This is a genomic window from Streptomyces sp. NPDC035033 (assembly GCF_040636735.1).
Lineage (GTDB): Bacteria > Actinomycetota > Actinomycetes > Streptomycetales > Streptomycetaceae > Streptomyces.
In genome coordinates this window covers 1-21,870 of the sequence record NZ_JBEZUZ010000034.1, presented here as the reverse complement: position 1 = coordinate 21,870, position 21,870 = coordinate 1, and the positions used below count along the sequence as shown (strand labels likewise).

Genomic DNA, 21,870 nt, shown 5'->3' with positions numbered 1-21,870 from the left:
TCCTCCTCGGGGAGGGTGAAGAAACACGCAACGAACAAGGGGGTGGTACGTGTTGGGCCCGAGGCGTGCGCACACCGGCGGGCCGTTCCGCGGAGGTGACACGGACATTAAGAGGACTAGACCAGTGCGTCAATAGGTCTGGACCAACCCGGATTCCCGTGGGATCGTGTGAGTCATCGCACAGGGTTCGTGTGCATGCCCGTTGACAGGGCGTGGCACACTGGCCGTGTATCAGCAGCAGCGCACTCCGGGGTCGGTGTAATTCCGAACCGGCGGTATAGTCCGCGACCCGTCCGCAAGCCAGCGGCCGGTTGACCAGGTGAGATTCCTGGACCGACGGTGAAAGTCCGGATGGGAGGCAGTGCGCGGCGGGCGACCCCTCACCGGGGTGTGCCGGCCGTACGTCCGCTGGTCGCCGCGGTTCCCGTCGGCGCACCCGTGGACCTCCGGCCGTACCGGCACACCCCGCGCGTAGCGTCGTACCCGCTCTCTGTCGTCATCGACAGGCCCCGGAGTCCGTGCCCGAAGAGGCAGGAGGACACCGGTGGACCCGCAGGCCGACATCACCGCCATGCGACGCGCCGTGGAGCTCGCCGCCCGCGGACTCGGCGCCACCAGCCCCAACCCCGTCGTCGGCTGCGTCGTCACCGACGCCTCCGGCCACGTCGTCGGCGAGGGCTGGCACCAGCGCGCCGGCGGCCCCCACGCCGAGGTCCACGCCCTGCGCGCGGCCGGCGTCCTGGCCCGCGGCGGCACCGCCCACGTCACCCTCGAACCCTGCAACCACACGGGCCGCACCGGCCCCTGCGCCCAGGCCCTGATCGAGGCCGGGATCGCCCGCGTGGTCTACGCCGTCGCCGACCCGAACCCGCAGGCCGGCGGCGGCGCGGACACCCTCCGCGCGGCCGGCGTCCAGGTCGAGGAGGGCCTCCTGGCGGACGAGGCCGAGGCCGGCAACCTCGCCTGGCTCACCTCCGTCCGCACCGGCCGCCCCTTCGTCCGCTGGAAGTACGCCGCCACCCTCGACGGCCGGATCGCCGCCGCCGACGGCACCTCCCGCTGGATCAGCTCCGCCGCCTCCCGCGCCGACGTCCACCGGCTGCGCGCCGAGGCCGACGCCGTCGTCGTCGGCTCCGGCACCGCCCGCACCGACGACCCCCACCTCGCCGTCCGCGGCGTCGAGGGCGCCGTCCAGCCGCTCCGGGTCGTCGTCGACACCGAGGCGAGCGCCGTGAAGCCCGGAGCCCGCGTCCTCGACGACGCCGCCCCCACCCTGATCGCCGTCGCCGAGGACGCCGAGACCTCCCTCCCCGACGTCGTACGCCTCCCCAGGGCGGCCGGCGGCCTCTCCGTCCCCGCCCTCCTGGACGCCCTCCACCGGCGGGGCGTCCGCTCCGTCCTCCTCGAAGGCGGCCCCGCCCTCGCGGGCGCCTTCCTCGCCGCGGGCGCCGTCGACCAGGTCGTCGGCTACCTCGCCCCGGTCCTCCTCGGCGCGGGCCCGAACGCCCTCGCCGACGCCGGGATCACCACCCTCGTCGACGCGGCCCGGCTCGACATCACCGAGACCGTCCGCATCGGCACCGACCTCCGCATCACCGCCACCATCCAGGGAGCCTGACCGTGTTCACCGGAATCGTCGAAGAGCTGGGCGAGGTCGTCGCCGTCGAGCAGCTGCCGGACGCCTCCCGCTTCCGCCTCCGCGGCCCCGTCGTCACCGAGGGCGCCCGCCACGGCGACTCCATCGCCGTCAACGGCGTCTGTCTGACGGTGGTCGAGACCGGTGACGGCGAGTTCACCGCCGACGTCATGGCCGAGACGCTCCTGCGCTCCTCCCTCGGCGCCCTGGAGCCCGGCTCCCGGGTCAACCTGGAGCGCCCCATGGCGGTCGGCGGCCGGCTCGGCGGCCACATCGTCCAGGGCCACGTGGACGGCACCGGCACGATCCTGGAGCGGACCCCCTCCGAACACTGGGAGCTCGTCAAGGTCGGCCTCCCCGCCCCGCTCGCCCGCTACGTCGTCGAGAAGGGCTCCATCACCGTCGACGGCGTCAGCCTCACCGTCGTCGGGGTCGGCGACGACTGGTTCACCATCAGCCTCATCCCCACCACCCTCGCGCTGACCACGCTCGGCCTCAAGCAGCCCGGCGCCCCGGTCAACCTCGAAGTGGACGTCATCGCCAAGTACGTCGAGCGGCTGCTCGGCCCGAACGGACAGGAGAACGTCAAGTGAACTGGCTCAACTCCGAGGCGTTCACCGTCCTCGACCAGCACATCATGTGGTCCGACATGATCGGCAACACCATCGGCCTCGTGGCCCTGGCCCTCGGCTGGCGCCGCTCCATCCTCACCTGGCCCGCCCAGCTCCTCTCCGGCCTGATCCTCGTCGGCGCCTACGCCTCCGCGAACCTCGCCGGCGGCGTCGGCAAGCAGCTCCTCGTCATCGGCGTCGCCGCCTGGGGCTGGTGGCAGTGGAACCGCGGGAGGCGGCAGGCCCAGGACGGCTCCATCGCCGTCCGCTTCGCCACCTGGAAGGAGCGCGGCCTCCTCGCCGGCGGCGCCGTCCTCGGCACCCTCGCCGTCGGCGGCCTCTTCACCCTCTACCCGTCGCTCTCCTGGAGCCCGTGGGCCGACGCGTACATCTTCGTCGGCACCCTCGTCGCGATGGTCGCCCAGGCCCGCGGCCTGGTCGAGTTCTGGTTCGCCTGGCTCCTCGTCGACCTCGTCGGCGTCCCCCTCGCCTTCAGCAGCGGCCTGGCCTTCTCCGGCCTCGTCTACGTCGTCTACTTCGCCCTCGTCCTGTGGGGCATGCGCGACTGGTGGCTCCGGTCCCGCACCCCCGCCCTGGAAGGAGCCCCCGCATGAGCGTCTGGGACATCGACGAGAACCTCGCCCTCGACCCCGTCGAGCAGGCCATCCGCGACATCGCCGCCGGCCGTCCCGTCGTCGTCGTCGACGACGAGGACCGGGAGAACGAGGGCGACCTCGTCATGGCCGCCGAGAAGGCCACCCCCGAGGTCGTCGCCTTCATGATGAGCGAGTGCCGCGGCCTGATCTGCGCCCCGATGGAGCACGACGAGCTGGAGCGGCTCCACCTCCCGCAGATGGTCGAGCACAACACCGAGTCGATGCGGACCGCCTTCGCCGTCTCCGTCGACGCGAGCGCCGAGCACGGCGTCACCACCGGCATCTCCGCCGCCGACCGCGCCACCACCCTCCGCATGCTCGCGAGCGGGCACCACGAGCCGTCCGACTTCGTCCGCCCCGGCCACATCTTCCCGCTGCGCGCCCGCGAGGGCGGCGTCCTCGCCCGCCCCGGCCACACCGAGGCCGCCGTCGACCTCGCCCGCCTCGCGGGCCTCCGCCCGGCCGGCGCGATCGTCGAGATCGCCGGCGAGGACGGCGTGATGCTCCGGCTGCCCGAGCTGGTCCCCTTCGCCCGCAAGCACGGCCTGACGATCATCTCCATCGAGGACCTGATCGCCTACCGCCGCTCCGCCGAGCCCACCGTCCGCCGCGAGGCCGAGGTCCACCTCCCCACCGCCCACGGCGACTTCACCGCCTACGGCTACCGCTCCACCGTCGACGGCGTCGAGCACGTCGCCCTCGTCCACGGCGAGATCGGCGACGGCACCGACGTCCTCGTCCGGGTCCACTCCGAATGCCTCACCGGCGACGTCTTCCACTCGCTGCGCTGCGACTGCGGCCCCCAGCTCCAGGCGTCCATGGACCGCATCCAGGAGGCCGGCCGCGGCGTCGTCGTCTACCTCCGCGGCCACGAGGGGCGCGGCATCGGCCTGCTCTCCAAGCTGCGCGCGTACGAGCTCCAGGAACGCGGCCGCGACACCCTCGACGCCAACCTCGAACTCGGCCTGCCCGCCGACGCCCGCGACTACGCGGCCGGCGCGCGGATCCTCGCCGACCTCGGCGTCCGCAGCCTCCGCCTGATGACCAACAACCCCGACAAGATCGACGCCCTCGCCCGGCACGGCCTCGCCGTCGAGGGCCGCGAGCCGATGCCCGTCTCGGCCGGCGAGCACAACCTCCGCTACCTGCGCACCAAGCGGGACCGGATGGGCCACGACCTCCCCTGGCTGGACGGCTCCCCGGCCCCCACCTGCGGCAACCAGTAACCACCCCCGTACGACCGGCAAGGAGAATCATGAGCGGCAAGGGCGCACCCGTCCTCAGCGTGAAGAACTGCGGCGACCTGCGGGTCGCGGTGGTCGCGGCCCAGTGGCACGAGAAGATCATGGACGGCCTCGTCGACGGCGCCCTGCGCGCCCTGTCCGAACTGGGCATCGACGAGCCCACCCTGCTCCGCGTCCCCGGCAGCTTCGAACTCCCCGTCGTGGCCAAGGTCCTCGCGGAGCGCGGCTACGACGCGATCGTCGCTCTCGGCGTGGTCATCCGCGGCGGCACCCCCCACTTCGACTACGTGTGCCAGGGCGTCACCCAGGGCCTGGTGCAGGTCTCGATCGACACCGGGGTGCCCGTCGGCTTCGGCGTGCTGACCTGCGACAACGAGGAGCAGGCACTGGACCGCGCCGGCCTGGAGGGGTCGAACGAGGACAAGGGCCACGAAGCGGTCACCGCCGCCGTCGCCACCGCCACCACCCTCCGGACGGTCAGCGAGCCCTGGCGGAAGTCCACGGAGTGAACCCCGGCGGCGGGGGCTCCGGATGAACCCGTACCCTAAGGACATCATGGCGAACGAAACCCGGAAGAACTTCGAAGAGCTCTTCGCCGAGCTCAAGCTCAAGGCCGAGACCGGTGACCCCACCACCTCCCGCACCGCGGAGCTGGTCGGCAAGGGCGTCCACGCCATCGGCAAGAAGGTCGTCGAGGAGGCCGCCGAGGTCTGGATGGCCGCCGAGTACGAGGGCAAGGAAGCCGCCGCCGAGGAGATCTCGCAGCTGCTGTACCACGTCCAGGTGATGATGGTCGCCCGCGGGATCTCCCTCGACGACGTCTACGCCCACCTCTGAGCACCCGCCCCCCGTCTCCCCACCACTCCCAGGCAAAGGAAGCCCATCCCATGCTGCGCATCGCCGTCCCCAACAAGGGTTCCCTCTCCGGACCTGCGTCGGCCATGCTCCATGAGGCCGGCTACCGCCAGCGCAAGGAGTCCAAGGAACTGGTGGTCATCGACCCCGACAACGAGGTCGAGTTCTTCTACCTGCGGCCCAAGGACATCGCCATCTACGTGGCCTCCGGGAAGCTGGACATCGGCATCACCGGCCGTGACCTGCTCCTCGACTCCGGCGCCAGCGCCGAGGAGATCCTGGCGCTGAACTTCGGCCGCTCCACCTTCCGCTACGCCACCCGCCCCGGCACCGCCAAGGGCCCCGAGGACTTCGGCGGCATGACGATCGCCACCTCCTACGAGGGCATCGTCGCCAAGCACCTCGCCGACCAGGGGATCGACGCCTCCGTCGTCCACCTGGACGGCGCCGTCGAGACCGCGATCCAGCTGGGCGTCGCCCAGGTCATCGCCGACGTCGTCGAGACCGGCACCAGCCTGCGCAACGCGGGCCTGGAGGTCATCGGCGAGCCGATCCTCACCTCCGAGGCGGTCGTGATCCGCCGCCACGGCGCCGAGACCGACCACCCGCAGGTCCAGCAGTTCCTGCGCCGCCTCCAGGGCGTCCTGGTCGCCCGCAGCTACGTGATGATGGACTACGACTGCCGCGCCGAGCACCTGGAGCAGGCCGTCGCCCTCACCCCGGGCCTGGAGTCGCCGACCATCTCCCCGCTGCACAACGAGGGCTGGGTCGCCGTCCGCGCCATGGTCCCCGCCAAGGACGCGCAGCGGATCATGGACGACCTGTACGAGCTGGGCGCCCGCGCGATCCTCACCACCGCCATCCACGCCTGCCGTCTCTGAGCCCCGCCGCACCACTCCTGGCACCGAGGAACCCCGATGTCCGACCCGACCACGCCCGCCCTCCCGGTCACCTTCCGGCCGGGCCGCACCCGCGCCGTCCTGCTGACCGTGGGCGTCGCCATGTTCGCGGCGATCACCGCCGTGGCGCTGATGCTGGAGCGGCTCGGGCCGGGGGAGCGCGCCAGCTTCGTCTTCACCGCCGCACTCTTCCTCGGCGTGCTGGTGATGCTCAGCCGCCCCAAGGTCGTCGCCGACGACGAGGGCGTCACGGTCGTCAACATCACCCGCACCCGGCGCCTCGCCTGGGCGGAGATCCTCCGCGTCAACCTGCGTCCCGGCGACCCGTGGGTCTTCCTCGACCTCAGCGACGGCACCAGCCTGCCCGTCCTCGGCATCCAGCCGGGCATCGCCAAGGCGTCCGCGATCAGGGACGCCCGCGCCCTGCGGGCCCTCGCGGACAGCCGGGGCACCGGCGCCGAGACGGCCTGAACCCCGGGGGAGGGCGTCAGGGCCGGACCCCGGCCCGTCCCCCATCCGGGGCGTCCCCCCTGCCACGCGGGGCGTCCGCGTGACTACTCTTGAGGCGGTGGTGCCGGGCGCACCACCGCCTCGCGCATGCGCAGGGCCGCCGCCGGCGGCCCGCGAGGCCACCCTTCGACCCGAGGAGTGACTCCCTCCGGCAATGGACGGATCGTCCGGTAGTACCCGCGCCGCCCCCTCTTCCGAGGCGGCGGCATGATCGTCTCCCTGCTGCTCCTCCTGGCAGCCTTCCTCCTGATCCTCGCCAACGGCTTCTTCGTCGCCGCCGAGTTCGGTCTCGTGACCGTCGAGCGCGCGGAGGCCGAGCGGGCCGCGGCCGCCGGTGACCGGCGCGCCCGCACCGTCGTCTCGGCGCTGCGCGAGCTGTCCTTCCAGCTCTCCGGCACCCAGCTCGGCATCACCCTCACCTCGCTCGTCGTCGGCATGCTCGCCGAGCCCGCGCTCGCCGGCCTGCTCAGCGCCCCGCTGACCGCCACCGGGCTGCCCCCGGGCGCCGTCCCCGGGGTCGCCGTGGTGATCGGCATGCTGCTCGCCTCGGCGGTGCAGATGGTCGTCGGCGAGCTCGTCCCCAAGAACTGGGCGGTCTCCCGGCCGCTCCAGGTCGCCCGCTTCGTCGCCGCCCCGCAGCGCCGCTTCTCCGCCGCCTTCCGGCCGGTGATCGCCCTGCTCAACCGGGTGGCGAACGGCCTCGTCCGCGCGCTCGGCGTCGAGCCCACCGAGGAGCTGGACTCCGTCCGCACCCCCGGCGAGCTGGAATCCCTCGCCCGGCACTCGGCCCGGGCCGGCGCCCTCGAACAGGACACCGCCGACCTCTTCGTACGGACCCTGTCCCTCGGCGGGCTCACCGCCGAGCAGGTCATGACCCCGCGCGTGAAGGTCAGCGCCCTCCAGTGGGACGCCACCGCGGCCGACGTCCTCAACCTCACCCGCGCCACCGGCCTCTCGCGCTTCCCCGTCTACCGGGACCGCATCGACGAGGTCGTCGGCATGGTCCACCTCAAGGACGCGCTCGCCGTCGCCCCCGGCGCCCGGCCGCGCACCTCCGTCGGGCGGATCGCCGTCCCGCCGCTGCTCGTCCCCGAGACGCTGCCCGTCCAGACCCTCCTGGAGCGGCTGCGCCGCGAGCAGCCGATCGCCGTCGTCGTCGACGAGTACGGCGGCACGGCCGGCGTGGTCACCCTGGAGGACATCGTCGAGGAGCTCGTCGGCGAGGTCCGCGACGAGCACGACACCGCCGCCGACGCCCGCCCCGAGCTGGCCGCCGCGCCCGCCGAGGACGGCCGGCCCGCCTGGGAGGCCGACGGCTCCTGCCGGGTCCACACCCTGCGCCGGATAGGCCTCGACGTGCCGGACGGCCCGTACGAGACCGTCGCCGGGCTCGTCGCCGACCTGCTCGGCCGGATCCCGGCCCCGGGCGACCGGGCCGAACTGCCCGGCTGGCGGCTCTCGGTGCGCCGGGTGGACCGCTTCCGGGCCGAACGGGTCCGGATCGTGCGCACCGCCCCGGTGCCGGTGGCGGCGGAGGCGGTCCGATGAGCACCCTGCAACTCCTCCTCGCCCTGCTCCTCGTCCTGGCCAACGGCTTCTTCGTCGGCGCCGAGTTCGCGCTCGTCTCCGTCCGCCGCAGCCAGATCGAGCCGCTCGGCGGGGCCCGCGCCAAGCGGGTCCTGTACGGCCTGGAGAACCTGCCGCGGATGATGGCCGCCGCCCAGTTCGGCATCACCGTCTGCTCGCTCACGCTCGGCGCGGTCGCCGAACCGACCGTCGCCCACCTGCTCGAACCGGCCTTCCACGCCGTCGGCGTGCCGGCCGGGCTCATCCACCCGCTCGGCTACGTGATCGCCCTCGCCGTGGTCGTCTTCCTCCACCTCGTCATCGGCGAGATGGTCCCGAAGAACCTCGCGATGGCGGCGCCCGAACGGACCGCGCTCTGGCTCGCCCCCGCCCTGGTCGGCTTCGCCCGGCTCTGCCGGCCGGTGACGACCGCCCTGGGAGCCTGCTCCCGGCTGGTCCTGCGGGCCTTCGGGGTGGAGGCGAAGGACGAGGTCGAGGCCGTCTTCACCTCCGCCCAGCTCGGGCGCCTGGTGGAGGACGCCGGGCAGGCCGGACTCCTCGACCCGGCCGCGCAGGAGCGCCTGGAGGACGCCCTGGAGCTGGGCAGCCGCCCGGTCATCGACGTCCTCATCCCGGCCGCCGCCCTCGTCACCGTCCCGCCGTCGGTCACCCCGGAGGAGGTCGAGCGGCTGACCGTACGGACCGGCTACTCGCGCTTCCCGGTCCGCGCCGAGGGCCACCGCCAGGGCGTCTTCCCGGGCTTCGTGCACGTGAAGGACGTCCTGGACCTGGAGGAGCGGGAGCGGGCGGTGCCGCAGCAGCTGTGGCGCCCGATGGCGACGCTCCGCGCCGAGCTGCCGCTCGACGACGCCCTCACCGTGATGCGAAGGGCCGCGACCCACCTCGCGCAGGTCGCCGACGGCTCCGGCCGGGTCCTCGGCCTGGTCGCCCTGGAGGACGTCCTGGAGATGCTGGTGGGCGAGGTCCGCGACCCCGCGCACCGGCTGGCCCCCGCCCCGGCGCCCGTGGCCTAGGCCGGCCCTTCCGGCACGATCCGGAAGGGACGGCCCGGCGGCTCAGAACGGGGGGTCCTGCTGGGGGCCGCGGTCCGCCGGACCGCGGCCCGACAGGACCTCCCCGTACGCCTGCATCAGGTCCGCGAGCCGCAGCGTCGCCAGGTCGTCGCGGGTGAGCGTGCCCGGGTAGCCGGAGAGCCGCAGGTCCCGGTAGGCGCAGGACTTCTCGTACAGGGTGCGCAGGAAGCGCCCGTTGCCCAGCTCGTCGATCCAGCCCTGCTCGACGACGTGGGCGTTGATCGACCGCAGCTCCTCCAGGGCCTCCTCGTCCCAGCCGTCGCCGTTGGCGGCGGCCAGCACCTCGCCGATCGCGGTCAGTTCGAGCGGCCGGTACGAGGGGAAGTCGACCCGGGTGGTGAACCGGGAGGAGAGCCCGGGGTTGGCCGCGAGCAGCCGGTCCATGCCCTCCGGGTAGCCCGCCAGGATGACGACGAGGTGGTCCCGGTTGTCCTCGGCCCGCTTCAGCAGCACCTGGAGGGCTTCGTCGCCGTAGGCGTCGCCCTTGCTGTAGCCGGAGTTGGAGAGCGCGTACGCCTCGTCGACGAAGAGCACCCCGCCGACCGCCGAGTCGATCAGCTCGTTCGCCTTCACCGCCGTCTGGCCCAGGAACTCGCCGACGAGATCGGCCCGTTGCGCCTCCACCAGATGGTCGCCGCCGAGCAGGCCGAGCGCGTAGAAGACCCGGCCGAGGATCCGCGCCACGGTCGTCTTGCCGGTGCCGGACGGCCCGGAGAAGACGAAGTGCCGCTTCGGCGGCTGCACCGGAAGCCCCTGGCCGGCCCGCAGCCGGGCCATCTCCAGCTGCGCCGACAACGCCTTGACCTGCCGCTTCACCGGTTCGAGCCCGACCATGCCCTCCAGCTCGGCCAGCGCCTCGGCGAGCAGCACCGGATCGGTCGGCCCGGCCGGGAAGCGCGGCGGCCCGGGCTGCGGGGGCACCGGCGAGCTGTGCCGTACGACCTCCGGGGGCGCGGCCGGCGGGCCGGGCGGCACCGGGTCCGGGGAGCGGCGCGGCCCGTCGCCGCCGAGGGCGCCGGGCTCCGCCTCGGGGCCGGGGACGGTGTCCGTGCCGTCCTGGCCGGGGGCGCCGCCGGCCGCGCCGAGGGCGATCGTGGCGAGCCCGGCCTGCTCGTCCATGCCGTCGAGCCCGTCGAAGCCGTCGTACTCGGCGATGGCGGCGAGCCGGGCCGCGGTGTCCATGAAGGCCGGGTCGACCCGGTGCACCGCGCGGTAGAGGGGGAGGGCGGCGGCGCTGCGGCCGGTGCCCTCGTGGGCGCGGGCCAGCCAGTAGCGCAGCTCCTTGCGCTGCGGCTGTTCGCTGCGGCAGCGCATCAGGGCCGCCGAGAGCAGCGGCTCGGCCTGCCCGTACATCTCCAGGCGCACCCGGGCCATGCCGCCGAAGAGCCCGGCCTCGATGCCGAGCAGCGGGTCGTCCACGAGCGGTTCGGTGTGCCGGACCAGCTGCTCCCAGTCCTTGACCAGGTAGGCACGGCAGGCGTGCAGGAAGCGGACCTGCGGGTCGGTGTCGACCGGCGGCAGCTCGGCGAGCGCCCGGTCGAGCTCCGGCACGTGCCGCCCGTCGAGCCAGTGGGAGGCGTGCGCGAGCAGCAGGTCGCGCGGGCTCTCCAGCACCGGCTGCACCCACCAGCCCAGCCAGTACCAGGAGTTGAGGGTGCGGCGGTGCCGGGCGCGCTGTTCGCCGAAGCGCTCGCGGCTGCGGTACATGCGCAGCAGCGCGGTCGTCGTGTCCACCCGGAGCGCGTGCAGCCCCAGCCAGGCGTCCGCCATGCCGGGATCGCTCCGCACCGCGGCCCGGAACTCCTCCTCGGCCTGCGGATAGGCGCCCATCGTGTAGGCGTCCACTCCGCGCAGCCAGGCGAGCTCGGCGGGGGCCTGCGGGCCCTGCGTGCCGATGTCCATCGGGTCCCCCACAACCGTCGGCGTATGGACGGGATTTGACCGCACCTGCGGGCATCGTACCTGCGCAGGGCCGGTGCCCTTAAGGAGAAGCGAAAGATCCGGAAGCGGTGACCCTCGGTGATCACACAGGGTCGGAAGGGGCTCCGTGAGGGCCGTGGAGGGCAGAACGAAGCCCCCGGTCACGGGGGAACAACCGGGGGCTTCGTGTCCGCGGCGGCTGTCGAAAAGCCGCACATTCAGAACGTAAGACCTGTACGCCCCCGGGGTCAAGCGGAGTTGAGGCACTTGCGGAAGCGGAATTCCGGGGACTCAGTCCACTGCCATCAGGCCGTCACGGTGGGTGATGATCTGGTCCGTGCCCACCGTCACAGCGGGCCCGGGAAGCCAGTCGTACCCCTCGCCCCGCTCCCGTACCAGCGTGTCGGCGAAGGGCCGCGACGGGTCCCCGGAGAAATGGCGAGTCTCCGCCACCACCCAGCCGTCCCAGAACTCCGCCTGCTCCGGTCCGTCCCGGCGCCGGCCCCGCTCCCAGGACGCCCCGGCCGGCAGCTCCATCCACAGCAGCCACGCCAGGTGCGGGCGCAGCTCCCGCCGCCCGGCCCCCACCCCCTCCACGAGCACCACCGGCGCGGGGGGCAGTGCGCGGGCGGGGCCGAAGCGCCGCAGGACCCAGTCGTACGGGTGGTAGCGCGCGGTCGCGCCGCGCCCCAGCGGCTCCAGGACCTGCTCGCGCAGCCGGCCGGTCCAGGAGAACAACTCCTCGTGGGTGGCGAGGTCGTCGAGCCGGAGGACGGGCGCCCCGCCGAGGGCGGCGGCGAGCCGGCCGGCGAGGGTGGACTTGCCGGAGCCGGCGTGGCCGTCGACCGCGACGAGCCGCACCGGCCCCAGCGAGGGCGGCAGCCGGAGCAGCGCGCGGGCCGCGCGGTCGAGGTCGTCCATGCGGCCCAGGGTAGGCCAGGGGGTGCCGTCGCAGGTCAGCGTGGTACCGCCGTCAGTGGTCCACACCCATGACGGTGGCGGCGACGCGGGCCGAAGTGCTGGCGCCGGGCCCCGCCGAGCCGGGATAGTGGGCCCGCGCAACCCCGTCCGATCGCCGTACCGTCCCAGACTGGGGGTCCTCGCCATGCCCGGATCAGCGTCCCGCCGGACCGTCCTCGCCGCGGCGCTCGCGGCCGCCACGGCCCCCGTCGCGGCCGGAGCCGCACCGGCCGCGGCGACCGTGCCCGTTTCCGCGCCCGGCGGGGAGACCGGCCCCCGGGCGCCCGGGACCGTCGCCAACCGCTTCTGGTCCGCCTACCCCGACTGGCGGTCCGGGACGGCCGAGGGCACCCGGGCCGTCGCCGGGCGCCGCCCCGGCCTGGTCCTGGAGACCCCCCTGGGCCGCACCGACCACACCGACCCGCACACCGGGCTCACCTCCACCTGGGAGTACGCCCGCTGGACCTCGCCCGCGCACGCCCCGGCGGTGCCCGCCACCGAGGTGGTCGCCTCCTGGAACGCGCGGACCCCGGCCGGCACCTGGCTCCAGGTCGAGCTGTCCGGCACGTACTCCGACGGGACGGACACCCCGTGGTACGTGATGGGCCGGTGGGCCTCCGGCGACACCGACATCCGGCGCACCTCGGTGGACGACCAGACCGACGGCCGGAGCAGCGTCTGGACCGACACCTTCGCGGTCGACGACCCGGCGAGCGGCCTCCGGCTCGCCGCGTACCGGCTGAGGCTCACGCTGTACCGCCGCCCCGGCACCGCGCTCACCCCCACCGTCTGGCGGCTCGGCGCGATGGCCTCGGACGTCCCGGACCGGTTCACCGTCCCGGCCTCCGCGCCCGGCCCCGCCCGCGAGCTGGCCGTCCCCCGCTACTCGCAGAACACCCACATCGGCCAGTACCCCGAGTACGACAACGGCGGCGAGGCCTGGTGCAGCCCGACCTCCTCCCAGATGGTCGTCGAGTACTGGGGGCGCGGCCCCTCCGCCGAGGACCTGGCCTGGGTGAACCCCGCCTTCGCCGACCCGCAGGTCTGTCACGCGGCCCGCTTCACCTACGACTTCCAGTACGCGGGCTGCGGCAACTGGTCCTTCAACACCGCCTACGCCGCCACCTACCCCGACCTGAACGCGGTCGTGACCCGGCTCCGCTCGCTCACCGAGCTGGAGACCCTGATCCGCGCCGGGATCCCGGTCATCACGTCCCAGTCCTTCCACAAGGAGGAGCTGACCGGCGCCGGGTACGGCACCTCCGGCCACCTCATGACCGTGGTCGGCTTCACCCCCGACGGCGACGTGGTCGCCAACGACCCCGCCTCCCCGGACAACGAGGCCGTCCGCCGCGTCTACCGGCGGCGCGAGTGGGAGAACATCTGGCTGCGCACCAAGCGCTACGACGCGAACGGCAGGGTCAGAAGCGGTACGGGCGGGGTCTGCTACGTCTTCTGGCCGGTCGGCCCGACGCCGGCCCAGCACCGTGCCCTGCGCTCGCTCGGCCTGCTGTGAGCGGGGGCGGCCCCCGCCGCCCACACCTCCACGGCTTCGGGGCGCTCCGGCGCGGCGGCCTCGCGCCGCCGGCCCGCCGCCTCGCCGGCGCGGCGCACCTCGCGTCCGCCCCGCCCCGCCCCTCCGGCCCGACGGACCGGTGCGGCCCCCGCGGCCGCGCCGAGCGGTACGGGCGAGCGGGGAGGCGGCGCGCGGGAAAGTGGTGTGCGGCACAGGAGGGGCCGCTGCCCGCGTCTTCCCGGGCGGCCGATTCCCGTGCGGGGCGGGGCGCTTCGGGGCGCCGGGGGCCTCCGGGGGCGCGGAGGGGCGGGCCCGGGTGTGAGCGACGTCTCTGGTCCGGGGCCGCCCCGGTGCCTCATGGTGGTGGCCATGAGCACCACCACCTTCGCCGGCCGTCTGCTGTCGCGCACCCGTACGGGCGGGCCCGACGACGACCGGGGCCCCGAGATCCTGGAGCACGTCCTCGGCTGGACCCTCGTCGTCCTCCTCGCCGTCCTGGTCACCCGCGCGGGTCTCATGTGACCCGGCGGGCGATCACCGCGCGGCGGGCGGGACCAGGACCCCGCTGACCCGGACGGTCCGGTCGGCCCAGACCGGGCCGGCGGCGAGCCGTGTCCACTCGGCGTCCCGGCGCCCCGGGAGGGTGCGTCCCTGGCTGGCCCAGAGCGCGTACAGGGCCTGGTAGATCGGCGGGTCCGGGTGGACCTGCACGGGCACCGGCGCGGGCAGCGCGGCCGGGAGGAGGGCGGACGCGGGCGCCCTTTCCGGGGCCGCCTGGGCGGGGACCGGGGCCGGCGCGGCTCCGGCGGAGGCGGGGCCGGACGGTTCCGGCGCCTCCGGAATCCTGTGAGGAACCGATTCTTCACCGTGCGGCTCGGCCTGCCGGTGCCGACCGACTCCGCTGGGTGTGGAGTGCAGCGTGGTCATGCCCGGACCAACGCGCCCCGGGCCGTCGGGTCACCGCCGGACGGATTCGAGCGGCAGTTCGCCTCTTACCCGCGCCTTCCCCGACGGGCGGCCCGGTGCCCCGCGCCCGCGCGCGCCCCCGGCTTCCCGCGCCCGCGCGGATCCGCCGCGCCTCCCGCTTCCCGGTCCGGCGCCCGCGTACGCCTCCGGCCGCCCCGCACCCGCGTACGCCCCTCCCGCGCACTCCGTGCTCGCGCATGCCCCCCGCGTACCCCGTGCCCGCGTACGCCTCCTTACCCGCGTACCTCGGTGCTCCGGGCCTTCGCGCGCTCCGGCTCGTACGCCACCGGCCGCCCGCGCCTCCGTACGCCCTCCCCGCCCTCCCCGCGCTCCGGTTCCTCGCGTCCCTCGGGGCCCCGGGGCCGCCCGCGGCCGTGCACGCCTCTGGTCGCGGCCGCGCGTGCTGACGTACCGTCAGATCTCCTTCGAGGACCAGGAGGTCAGCCGTGGACGACGACCGGCCCGTCGCGCTCGACGAATACCCCGTGCACCAGGCCCCGCTGTCGATGAAGCACCACGTCAGCGGCGACCGGAACGTCTACGACCGCTGCATCTTCCACGTCTTCGACCACCGCGGCCGCGCCCTGCTGATCGCCGGACTCGGCGTCTACCCCAACGCCGGGGTCGTCGACGCCTACGCCACCCTGCGCACCGGCGACCGGCTGCACGCCGTCCGCGCCTCCGACGCGCTCGGCGACGACCGGCTGCGGCTGGAGGTCGGCCCGCTGCGGATCACCGTCGACGAACCGCTCCGGCGCTTCACCCTGAGCTGCGCCGCCGACCCGGCCGACCCCGACGGACTCTCCTTCGACCTCACCTGGACCGGCGACTTCCCGGCCGTCTGGGAGCCGCACCACCTCCAGCGCACCGGCGGCCGGCTCACCCTGGAGGGCCGCCGCTTCGTCCAGGCCGGCCGCTGCACGGGCACCGTACGGGCCGGCGGCGAGCGGTTCGACGTCACGGCGGGGGAGTGGACCGGCACCCGCGACCGCAGCTGGGGCGTCCGCCCGATCCCGGGCGAGGAGCCGGGCCGGGCCGCCGAGCTCCGCCCCGAGGGCTTCCACTGGCTCTGGATGCCCATGCGCTTCGACGACCGCTTCGTGATGGTCGTCGCGCAGGAGGACGCCGACGGCCACCGCACCCTCAACCAGGCCCTCCTCGTCCGCGACGGGCACCGGGACGTCCAGCTCGGCTGGCCCCGCACCGAGATCTCCTACCGGTCCGGCACCCGCCACCCCGAGAGCGCCGTCGTCCACCTCGCCGACCCCACCGGCAAGCCCCTGGAGATCGGCGTCGAGGTCCTCGCCTCCTCCCCGCTCGCCGTCGGCGCGGGCTACCCGCCCGCCGACGACTGGCAGCACGGCACCTGGCGGGGGCGCGACTGGACCGACCGGCGCGTCTACGACCTCTCGGACCCGGCCGCCCACCCGCTCGCCGCCTACGGCGTCACCGACCACTCCGCCCGCTTCACCCTCGACGGCCGCACCGGCCACGGCATCTTCGAGCACGGCTCCTTCGGCCGTCACGACCCCAGCGGCTTCGCGGACTTCGCCTCCACCGCCCCCTGAGCCCGGCGCGCAGCGCCCGGAGGCCCACCGAGCCCCGAGAGAAGGAGCCCCGCATGGCCACGGCACCCCGACCCCGCACCACCACCCGCGACCCCGAGGAGCTGGCCGCCCGGCTCACCGCCTGGCTCGACCGCCGGCTGCCCGGCGCCACGGTCTCCGGCCCCGCCGTCCCCGGGTCCAACGGCATGTCCAGCGAGACCCTGCTCTTCGACCTGGAGCACCCGGACGCGCCCGTGCGCGGCTGTGCCCTCCGGCTGGCCGCCGATCCCGCCGCGTACACCGTCTTCCCCGTCTACGACATGGCCCGCCAGCACCGCGTGATGGCGCTCGTCGCCGAGCACACCGACGTGCCCGTGCCGCGGGTGCTCTGGCTGGAGGAGGACCCGGAACCGCTCGGCGCCCCCTTCTTCGTGATGGCCCGCGCCGAGGGCCGCGTCCCGCCGGACGTCATGCCCTACACGTACGAGGGGAACTGGCTGCACTCCGCCACCGACGCCCAGCGGGCCGCGCTGGAGGCGGAGTCGGTCGGGGTCCTCGCCCGGCTGCACGACCAGTTCCCGGCCAAGGAGGCCGAGTTCCTGCTCCCGGACGGCACGGGCAGCCCGCTGCGCCGCCACGTCGACGCCCAACGCGCCTACTACGCCTGGGTGGTGGACGGCCTCGCGCCCTCACCGCTCATCGAGGCCGCCTTCGCGCGCCTGGAGGAGCTGTGGCCGGACGACGAGGGGCCGGCGGTGCTCTGCTGGGGCGACGCCCGGATCGGGAACATCGTCTACGACGGCTTCGCCCCGGCCGCCGTCCTCGACTGGGAGATGGCGGCCTGCGCGCCCCGCGAGGTGGACCTCGGCTGGACCGTCTACCTGCACCGCTTCTTCCAGGACCTGACCGTGGGCTTCGGTCAGCCTGGCCTGCCCGGCCTCCTGCGCCGCGGGGCGGTCGAGCGGCGGTACGCCGAACTCACCGGGCACGCGCCGCGCGCGATGGAGTTCCACACGCTGTACGCGGCGCTGCGGCACGCGATCGTGATGCTGAGGATCGCGTACCGCCAGGCGTACTTCGGCGAGGTCGAGGTCCCCGCGGACCCCGACCGCCTGATCCTGCACCACGCCGCCCTCGCGGCGATGGTGCGCGGAGACTACTGGACCGACGAGGACTGACGGGGCCCTACGCCGCGCGGCGCAGCTGCGTCGCGCGGATCGGGCGCGAGCCCGGCCCGCCGATGTGCGAGAAGGGCTGCGTCCGCCAGTCGAGTCCCTGGGGGAGCGTCAGCAGCAGCGCGGTGTCCTGCTCCTGGACGCCCAGGCCGTCGTCGGCCGGGCGGGCCTCGGCGGCGGCCCGGCCGGTGCCCGGGCAGACCGTCAGGGTGAAGGGGTTCCACGGCGACGGGCACAGCGCGTGCTCGGGCAGCGCGTCCTCGTCCGCCAGCAGGGCGATCGGCTGATCGCACGCCGGGCAGATCACCCGGAACATCTCGAACGTGTCGTACGCGTCGAACTCGTCGGACGTGTCGACGGAATCAACGGGCTCCTGCATGGAGAATCTCCCCCTCGGACAGGTCGGCCGATGCTGTACGGCCGGGACCACAGCAAGCCCTTCCCATGCGGAACTCCGCATAACCGTGAGCGGCCCTCCGATGCCCGGGCCAAACCTGTGGCGTTCGTCACATGCCCGGCGCAGGTGCCCCGTGGCGGCCGATAGCGGTGCATACGGCCCGCTCCCGGCTGGGCCCGGGACCCTTCGGCGCAATAGGGTCGGCGCATGGAGGAGCTGGATCGTCAGATCGTGGAGTTGCTCGTCAAGGACGGGCGCATGAGCTACACCGACCTGGGCAAGGCCACCGGCCTGTCCACGTCGGCCGTGCATCAGCGCGTCCGCCGCCTGGAGCAGCGCGGTGTCATCCGCGGCTATGCCGCCGTCGTCGACCCCGAGGCGGTGGGGCTCCCGCTGACCGCCTTCATCTCGGTCAAACCCTTCGACCCCAGCGCCCCCGACGACACCCCCGACCGGCTCGCCGACATCCCCGAGATCGAGGCCTGCCACAGCGTCGCCGGCGACGAGAACTACATCCTCAAGGTCCGCGTCGCCACCCCCCTGGAGCTGGAGCACCTGCTCAGCCGCATCCGCTCCCAGGCGCACGTCTCCAGCCGCACCACCGTCGTCCTGTCCACCCCGTACGAAGCCAGGCCGCCGCGCATCTAGGGCCTGGCCGGCGGGCCACGACCGGGGCCGCGGCCCACCGGACGCGGCCCACCGGCCAGGCCCTAGCCTGGTCGCATGAGCGAGACCCTGAATTCCGGCGAACACCGCACCGTGCTGCTGCGCGGTGGAGAAGTCCACAGCCCCGCCGACCCCTTCGCCACCGCCATGGTGGTGGAGCGCGGTCACGTCGCCTGGGTGGGCGAGGAGGGCGCCGCCGACGCCTTCGCCTCCGGCGTGGACGAGGTGATCGACCTGGAGGGCGCGCTCGTCACCCCGGCCTTCGTGGACGCCCACGTCCACACCACGGCCACCGGCTTCGCGCTCACCGGCCTCGACCTGTCCTCCGCCGCCTCGCTCGCCGAGGCGGCGGAGCTGATCCGCGCCCACGCCGCCGCCCGCCCCGAGGACCGCATCCTCATCGGGCACGGCTGGGACGCCTCCCGCTGGCCCGAGCGGCGCGCGCTCACGCGCGAGGAACTCGACGGCCTCACCGGCGGCCGCCCGCTCTACCTCACCCGGATCGACGTCCACTCGGCCGTCGTCACCACCGCGCTGCTCGACCTCGTCCCCGGCGTGCGGGACCTGGACGGCTTCCACGGCGGCCGCGCCCCGCTGACCGGCGACGCCCACCACGCGGTCCGCGCCGCCGCCTTCGCCGCCGTCTCCCCGCGCCAGCGCACCGAGGCCCAGCGCGCCGCCCGCGCCCACGCCGCCTCCCTCGGCATCGGCACCCTCCACGAGTGCGGCGGGCCGCGGATCTCCTCCGAGGACGACTTCACCGGCCTGATGGACCTCGCCCGCAGCGAACCCGGCCCCCGCGTGGTCGGCTACTGGGCCGACCTCGACATCGAGCGGGCCCGCGGGCTCGGCGCCCTCGGCGCGGCCGGCGACCTCTTCGCCGACGGCTCCCTCGGCTCGCACACCGCCTGCCTCCACGAGCCGTACGCGGACTCCGCCGGCCACACCGGCTCCGCCCACCTGGACGCCGCCACCGTCGCCGCCCACGTCGTCGCCTGCACCGAGGCGGGCCTCCAGGCCGGCTTCCACGCCATCGGCGACGCCGCCGTCACCGCCGTCGTCGACGGCGTCCGGGCCGCCTCCGAGAAGCTCGGCCTCGCCCGGATCCGGGCCGCCCGGCACCGCGTCGAGCACGCCGAGATGCTCACCCCCGAGACGATCGCCGCCTTCGCCGAGCTCGGCCTCACCGCCTCCGTCCAGCCGGCCTTCGACGCGCTCTGGGGCGGCGAGGAGGGCATGTACGCCGAGCGCCTCGGCGCCGAGCGGGCCCGCACCCTCAACCCGTACGCGGCCCTGCTCCGGGCCGGCGTGCCGCTCGCCTTCGGCTCCGACAGCCCGGTCACCCCGCTCGACCCGTGGGGGACCGTCCGGGCCGCCGCCTTCCACCGCACCCCCGAGCACCGCGTCTCGGTCCGGGCCGCCTTCACCGCCCACACGCGCGGCGGCTGGCGCGCGGTCGGCCGGGACGACGCCGGCACGCTCGTCCCCGGCGCCCCCGCCGACTACGCGATCTGGCGGACCGGCGACCTGATCGTCCAGGCGCCCGACGACCGGGTGGCCCGCTGGTCCACCGATCCCCGCTCCGGCACGCCCGGTCTGCCCGATCTGTCCCCGGGGGTCGATCTCCCCGTCTGCCTGCGGACCGTGGTGCACGGACAGACGGTTTTCGTACGTCCGAACGAGTGATGGGGGGCCGGCGGTCACCCGGACGCACGTGCCACGGGTTCCTTCCCGACCTGCGGATCTTCCCGTCCGGCCTGCGGCTTCTCGGGAACTCCGCAGGTCAAGCAGGTGTTGACAGGCGACCGCCAGGGCCGGGTAGGTTCTCCCGCGTCCACCACAGGACGTCCGACCGGACCACGCCTCCTCGCCCGCGCGACCGCCGCCCGCGCCTCGGCGGCGAGGGAAGGCCCCGCCGGCGGAAGGTGCGACCCGGGTGGGGCCCGGGCGTTCAGTAGACAACGGCCTCGTGCCGATCCGCAGCCGGCGGGTCCCCGGGTCGGCCCGAAGGACGCCGGGCCCCGCACCGCACCCCCCGCTTCCGCGTCGCACGTCTCACACCACCCGGCCCACAGGGATACTCCAGAGACCTCGCTAAGGTGGGGGTCCATGTCAGTATCCAAAGGGGCAGTAGTGAACGACGGTGGCCAGAGGCGTTACGGCCCGCTCGGCAAGGCCTTGGTGATCATTCCGACCTACAACGAGGCGGACAACATCAGGCCGATCGTCGCGCGCGTGCGGGAGGCCGTGCCGGAGGCGCACGTGCTCGTCGCCGACGACAACAGCCCCGACGGCACGGGCAAGTTCGCCGACGAGATCGCGGCGGAGGACGACCAGGTCCACGTCCTGCACCGCAAGGGCAAGGAGGGGCTGGGCGCCGCCTACCTGGCCGGCTTCCGCTGGGGCATGGAGCACGGCTTCGACGTCCTCGTCGAGATGGACGCCGACGGCTCCCACCAGCCCGAGGAGCTGCCCCGGCTGCTCACCGCCCTCAAGGGCGCCGACCTCGTCCTCGGCTCCCGCTGGGTGCCGGGCGGCCGGATCGTGAACTGGCCCAAGTCCCGCGAGTTCATCTCCCGCGGCGGCAGCCTCTACTCCCGCGTGATGCTCGACGTGCCGATCCGCGACGTCACCGGCGGCTACCGGGCCTTCCGCAAGGAGACCCTGGAGGGCCTGGGCCTGGAGGACGTGGCCTCCGCGGGCTACTGCTTCCAGGTCGACCTCGCCCGCCGGGCCGTCGCCGCCGGCTTCCACGTCGTCGAGGTCCCCATCACCTTCGTCGAGCGCGAGGTCGGCGACTCCAAGATGAGCCGCGACATCCTCGTCGAGGCCCTCTGGCGCGTCACCGGCTGGGGCCTCACCGCCCGCGCCGAGAAGGTCGGCAAGCTCATCGGCCGCAAGCGCGGCTGAGCCCGGCCCCCGGCCCGGACCGCCCCGCGCGGCCCGGGCCGATCTTTTCCTTACGGCGTTCCTGCGCCGTGCCGGGCACACTGGACGGCATGACGACCGGCGCACCGCCCCCTTCCGCCCCCCGGCGCTCCCGCGCGCGCACCTTCCTCCCGCTGGGCCTCGCCGCCTGGCTGGTCCTGGAGATCTGGCTGCTCACCGTCGTGGCGAACGCGGCGGGCGGGCTCACCGTGCTGTTGCTCCTCGTCGGCGGCGCCGTCCTCGGCGCCACCGTCGTCAAGCGGGCCGGCCGGCGGGCCTTCGCCAACCTCGCCTCCACCTTCCAGCAGGCCCAGGACGCCGCGCGGAGCGGCACGGTCCCGGACGCGGCCGACCGGAAGAGCGCCGAGGACCGCAACGGCTTCCTGATGCTGGGCGGCCTGCTCCTGATGCTCCCCGGCCTGATCTCCGACGCCGCCGGCCTGCTGCTGCTCGTGCCCCAGGTCCGGGCCGCCCTCGGGCGCGCCGCGGAGAAGGCCCTGGAGCGCCGGATGGCCGCCGCGCCTCCCGGCAGCCTCCAGGACGCCTTCCAGCAGGCCCGTATCCACCGCCCGGACGGGAAGGTGGTCCAGGGCGAGGTCGTCCGCGAGGACGCGCCCCGGGGGCCGTACGGCCCCGCCGACGGGCAGCGCCCGCCGCTGACCCCCTGACCCCCGCCCGTACGGGGGCCCGAGCGGCCCCCGAACGGGCGGGCCCCCGGGCCCCC

22 protein-coding genes and 1 riboswitch are annotated in these 21,870 nt (G+C 74.6%); of the genes, 18 read left to right on the top strand and 4 right to left on the bottom strand.

Going from position 1 to position 21,870, the window contains the following annotated elements:
- Positions 1-238 precede the first annotated feature (238 nt).
- A riboswitch (FMN riboswitch) is annotated at positions 239-369 on the top strand.
- Between the two features lie 175 nt (positions 370-544).
- The 10 genes from ribD to AB0E83_RS16205 all read left to right on the top strand — a co-directional run bounded on the left by ribD (position 545) and on the right by AB0E83_RS16205 (position 9,011).
- Entirely contained in the window at positions 545-1,618 is a 1,074-nt protein-coding gene (gene ribD, locus AB0E83_RS16250) for a bifunctional diaminohydroxyphosphoribosylaminopyrimidine deaminase/5-amino-6-(5-phosphoribosylamino)uracil reductase RibD (protein WP_362111161.1), read from the top strand.
- Between the two features lie 2 nt (positions 1,619-1,620).
- A complete protein-coding gene (locus AB0E83_RS16245) occupies positions 1,621-2,229 on the top strand; it encodes a riboflavin synthase (RefSeq protein ID WP_362111158.1) in 609 nt (202 codons plus the stop codon).
- A 44-nt stretch (positions 2,230-2,273) separates the two neighbouring features.
- Entirely contained in the window at positions 2,274-2,861 is a 588-nt protein-coding gene (locus tag AB0E83_RS16240; RefSeq protein ID WP_362111267.1) for a nicotinamide mononucleotide transporter family protein, read from the top strand.
- The gene (locus AB0E83_RS16235) at positions 2,858-4,129 is read left to right on the top strand and encodes a bifunctional 3,4-dihydroxy-2-butanone-4-phosphate synthase/GTP cyclohydrolase II (protein WP_362111155.1); all 1,272 of its coding nucleotides are present in this window, start codon (positions 2,858-2,860) and stop codon (positions 4,127-4,129) included. The genes AB0E83_RS16240 and AB0E83_RS16235 overlap by 4 nt, the downstream gene beginning before the upstream one ends.
- A gap of 29 nt (positions 4,130-4,158) precedes the next feature.
- Entirely contained in the window at positions 4,159-4,656 is a 498-nt protein-coding gene (gene ribH / locus AB0E83_RS16230; protein WP_362111152.1) for a 6,7-dimethyl-8-ribityllumazine synthase, read from the top strand.
- Between the two features lie 46 nt (positions 4,657-4,702).
- Positions 4,703-4,984, top strand: a complete 282-nt coding sequence (locus tag AB0E83_RS16225) for a phosphoribosyl-ATP diphosphatase (protein ID WP_362111149.1) — start codon at positions 4,703-4,705, stop codon at positions 4,982-4,984.
- Positions 4,985-5,034: 50 nt separating this feature from the next.
- Positions 5,035-5,883, top strand: coding sequence for an ATP phosphoribosyltransferase (hisG, locus tag AB0E83_RS16220; protein WP_362111146.1), 849 nt, complete (start codon positions 5,035-5,037; stop codon positions 5,881-5,883).
- Positions 5,884-5,919: 36 nt separating this feature from the next.
- Complete coding sequence (locus AB0E83_RS16215; RefSeq protein WP_362111143.1) at positions 5,920-6,372, top strand: PH domain-containing protein; 453 nt, start codon at positions 5,920-5,922, stop codon at positions 6,370-6,372.
- Positions 6,373-6,618: 246 nt separating this feature from the next.
- Entirely contained in the window at positions 6,619-7,959 is a 1,341-nt protein-coding gene (locus AB0E83_RS16210; RefSeq protein ID WP_362111140.1) for a hemolysin family protein, read from the top strand.
- The gene (locus AB0E83_RS16205) at positions 7,956-9,011 is read left to right on the top strand and encodes a hemolysin family protein (RefSeq protein ID WP_362111139.1); all 1,056 of its coding nucleotides are present in this window, start codon (positions 7,956-7,958) and stop codon (positions 9,009-9,011) included. The genes AB0E83_RS16210 and AB0E83_RS16205 overlap by 4 nt, the downstream gene beginning before the upstream one ends.
- A 42-nt stretch (positions 9,012-9,053) precedes the next feature.
- Here AB0E83_RS16205 and AB0E83_RS16200 read toward each other — a convergent pair whose 3' ends face one another.
- Positions 9,054-10,973, bottom strand: coding sequence for an AAA family ATPase (locus tag AB0E83_RS16200; protein WP_362111136.1), 1,920 nt, complete (start codon positions 10,971-10,973; stop codon positions 9,054-9,056).
- Positions 10,974-11,282: 309 nt separating this feature from the next.
- Entirely contained in the window at positions 11,283-11,912 is a 630-nt protein-coding gene (locus AB0E83_RS16195; protein WP_362111133.1) for a hypothetical protein, read from the bottom strand.
- Between the two features lie 184 nt (positions 11,913-12,096).
- Here AB0E83_RS16195 and AB0E83_RS16190 point away from each other — a divergent pair, with 184 nt between their 5' ends.
- Together AB0E83_RS16190 and AB0E83_RS16185 are read left to right on the top strand one after the other, a co-directional pair.
- On the top strand, positions 12,097-13,467 hold the full coding sequence (locus tag AB0E83_RS16190) for a peptidase C39 family protein (RefSeq protein WP_362111130.1): 1,371 nt from the start codon (positions 12,097-12,099) through the stop codon (positions 13,465-13,467).
- 369 nt (positions 13,468-13,836) lie between these two features.
- Positions 13,837-13,989 carry an SCO1431 family membrane protein gene (locus AB0E83_RS16185; protein WP_362111127.1) on the top strand — a complete coding sequence of 51 codons (153 nt, stop codon included), beginning with the start codon at positions 13,837-13,839 and terminating at the stop codon, positions 13,987-13,989.
- A 12-nt stretch (positions 13,990-14,001) separates the two neighbouring features.
- Here the strand turns inward: AB0E83_RS16185 and AB0E83_RS16180 are convergent, their stop codons facing one another.
- Positions 14,002-14,184 carry a hypothetical protein gene (locus tag AB0E83_RS16180; protein WP_362111124.1) on the bottom strand — a complete coding sequence of 61 codons (183 nt, stop codon included), beginning with the start codon at positions 14,182-14,184 and terminating at the stop codon, positions 14,002-14,004.
- A gap of 755 nt (positions 14,185-14,939) precedes the next feature.
- Here AB0E83_RS16180 and AB0E83_RS16175 point away from each other — a divergent pair.
- Both AB0E83_RS16175 and AB0E83_RS16170 read left to right on the top strand, forming a co-directional pair.
- Complete coding sequence (locus AB0E83_RS16175; protein ID WP_362111264.1) at positions 14,940-16,001, top strand: hypothetical protein; 1,062 nt, start codon at positions 14,940-14,942, stop codon at positions 15,999-16,001.
- Positions 16,002-16,054: 53 nt separating this feature from the next.
- Positions 16,055-17,158, top strand: coding sequence for a phosphotransferase family protein (locus AB0E83_RS16170; protein ID WP_362111121.1), 1,104 nt, complete (start codon positions 16,055-16,057; stop codon positions 17,156-17,158).
- A 7-nt stretch (positions 17,159-17,165) separates the two neighbouring features.
- Here AB0E83_RS16170 and AB0E83_RS16165 read toward each other — a convergent pair whose 3' ends face one another.
- Positions 17,166-17,534, bottom strand: coding sequence for a hypothetical protein (locus tag AB0E83_RS16165; protein WP_362111118.1), 369 nt, complete (start codon positions 17,532-17,534; stop codon positions 17,166-17,168).
- Positions 17,535-17,759: 225 nt separating this feature from the next.
- Between AB0E83_RS16165 and AB0E83_RS16160 the strand changes: the two genes are divergently transcribed.
- The 4 genes from AB0E83_RS16160 (at position 17,760) to fxsA (ending at position 21,814) form a co-directional block, all read left to right on the top strand.
- On the top strand, positions 17,760-18,200 hold the full coding sequence (locus tag AB0E83_RS16160; RefSeq protein WP_030493658.1) for an Lrp/AsnC family transcriptional regulator: 441 nt from the start codon (positions 17,760-17,762) through the stop codon (positions 18,198-18,200).
- 75 nt (positions 18,201-18,275) lie between these two features.
- Entirely contained in the window at positions 18,276-19,904 is a 1,629-nt protein-coding gene (locus AB0E83_RS16155; protein WP_362111115.1) for an amidohydrolase, read from the top strand.
- 423 nt (positions 19,905-20,327) lie between these two features.
- Complete coding sequence (locus AB0E83_RS16150) at positions 20,328-21,128, top strand: polyprenol monophosphomannose synthase (protein WP_362111112.1); 801 nt, start codon at positions 20,328-20,330, stop codon at positions 21,126-21,128.
- 89 nt (positions 21,129-21,217) lie between these two features.
- On the top strand, positions 21,218-21,814 hold the full coding sequence (fxsA, locus tag AB0E83_RS16145) for an FxsA family membrane protein (protein ID WP_362111109.1): 597 nt from the start codon (positions 21,218-21,220) through the stop codon (positions 21,812-21,814).
- Positions 21,815-21,870: the final 56 nt, after the last annotated feature.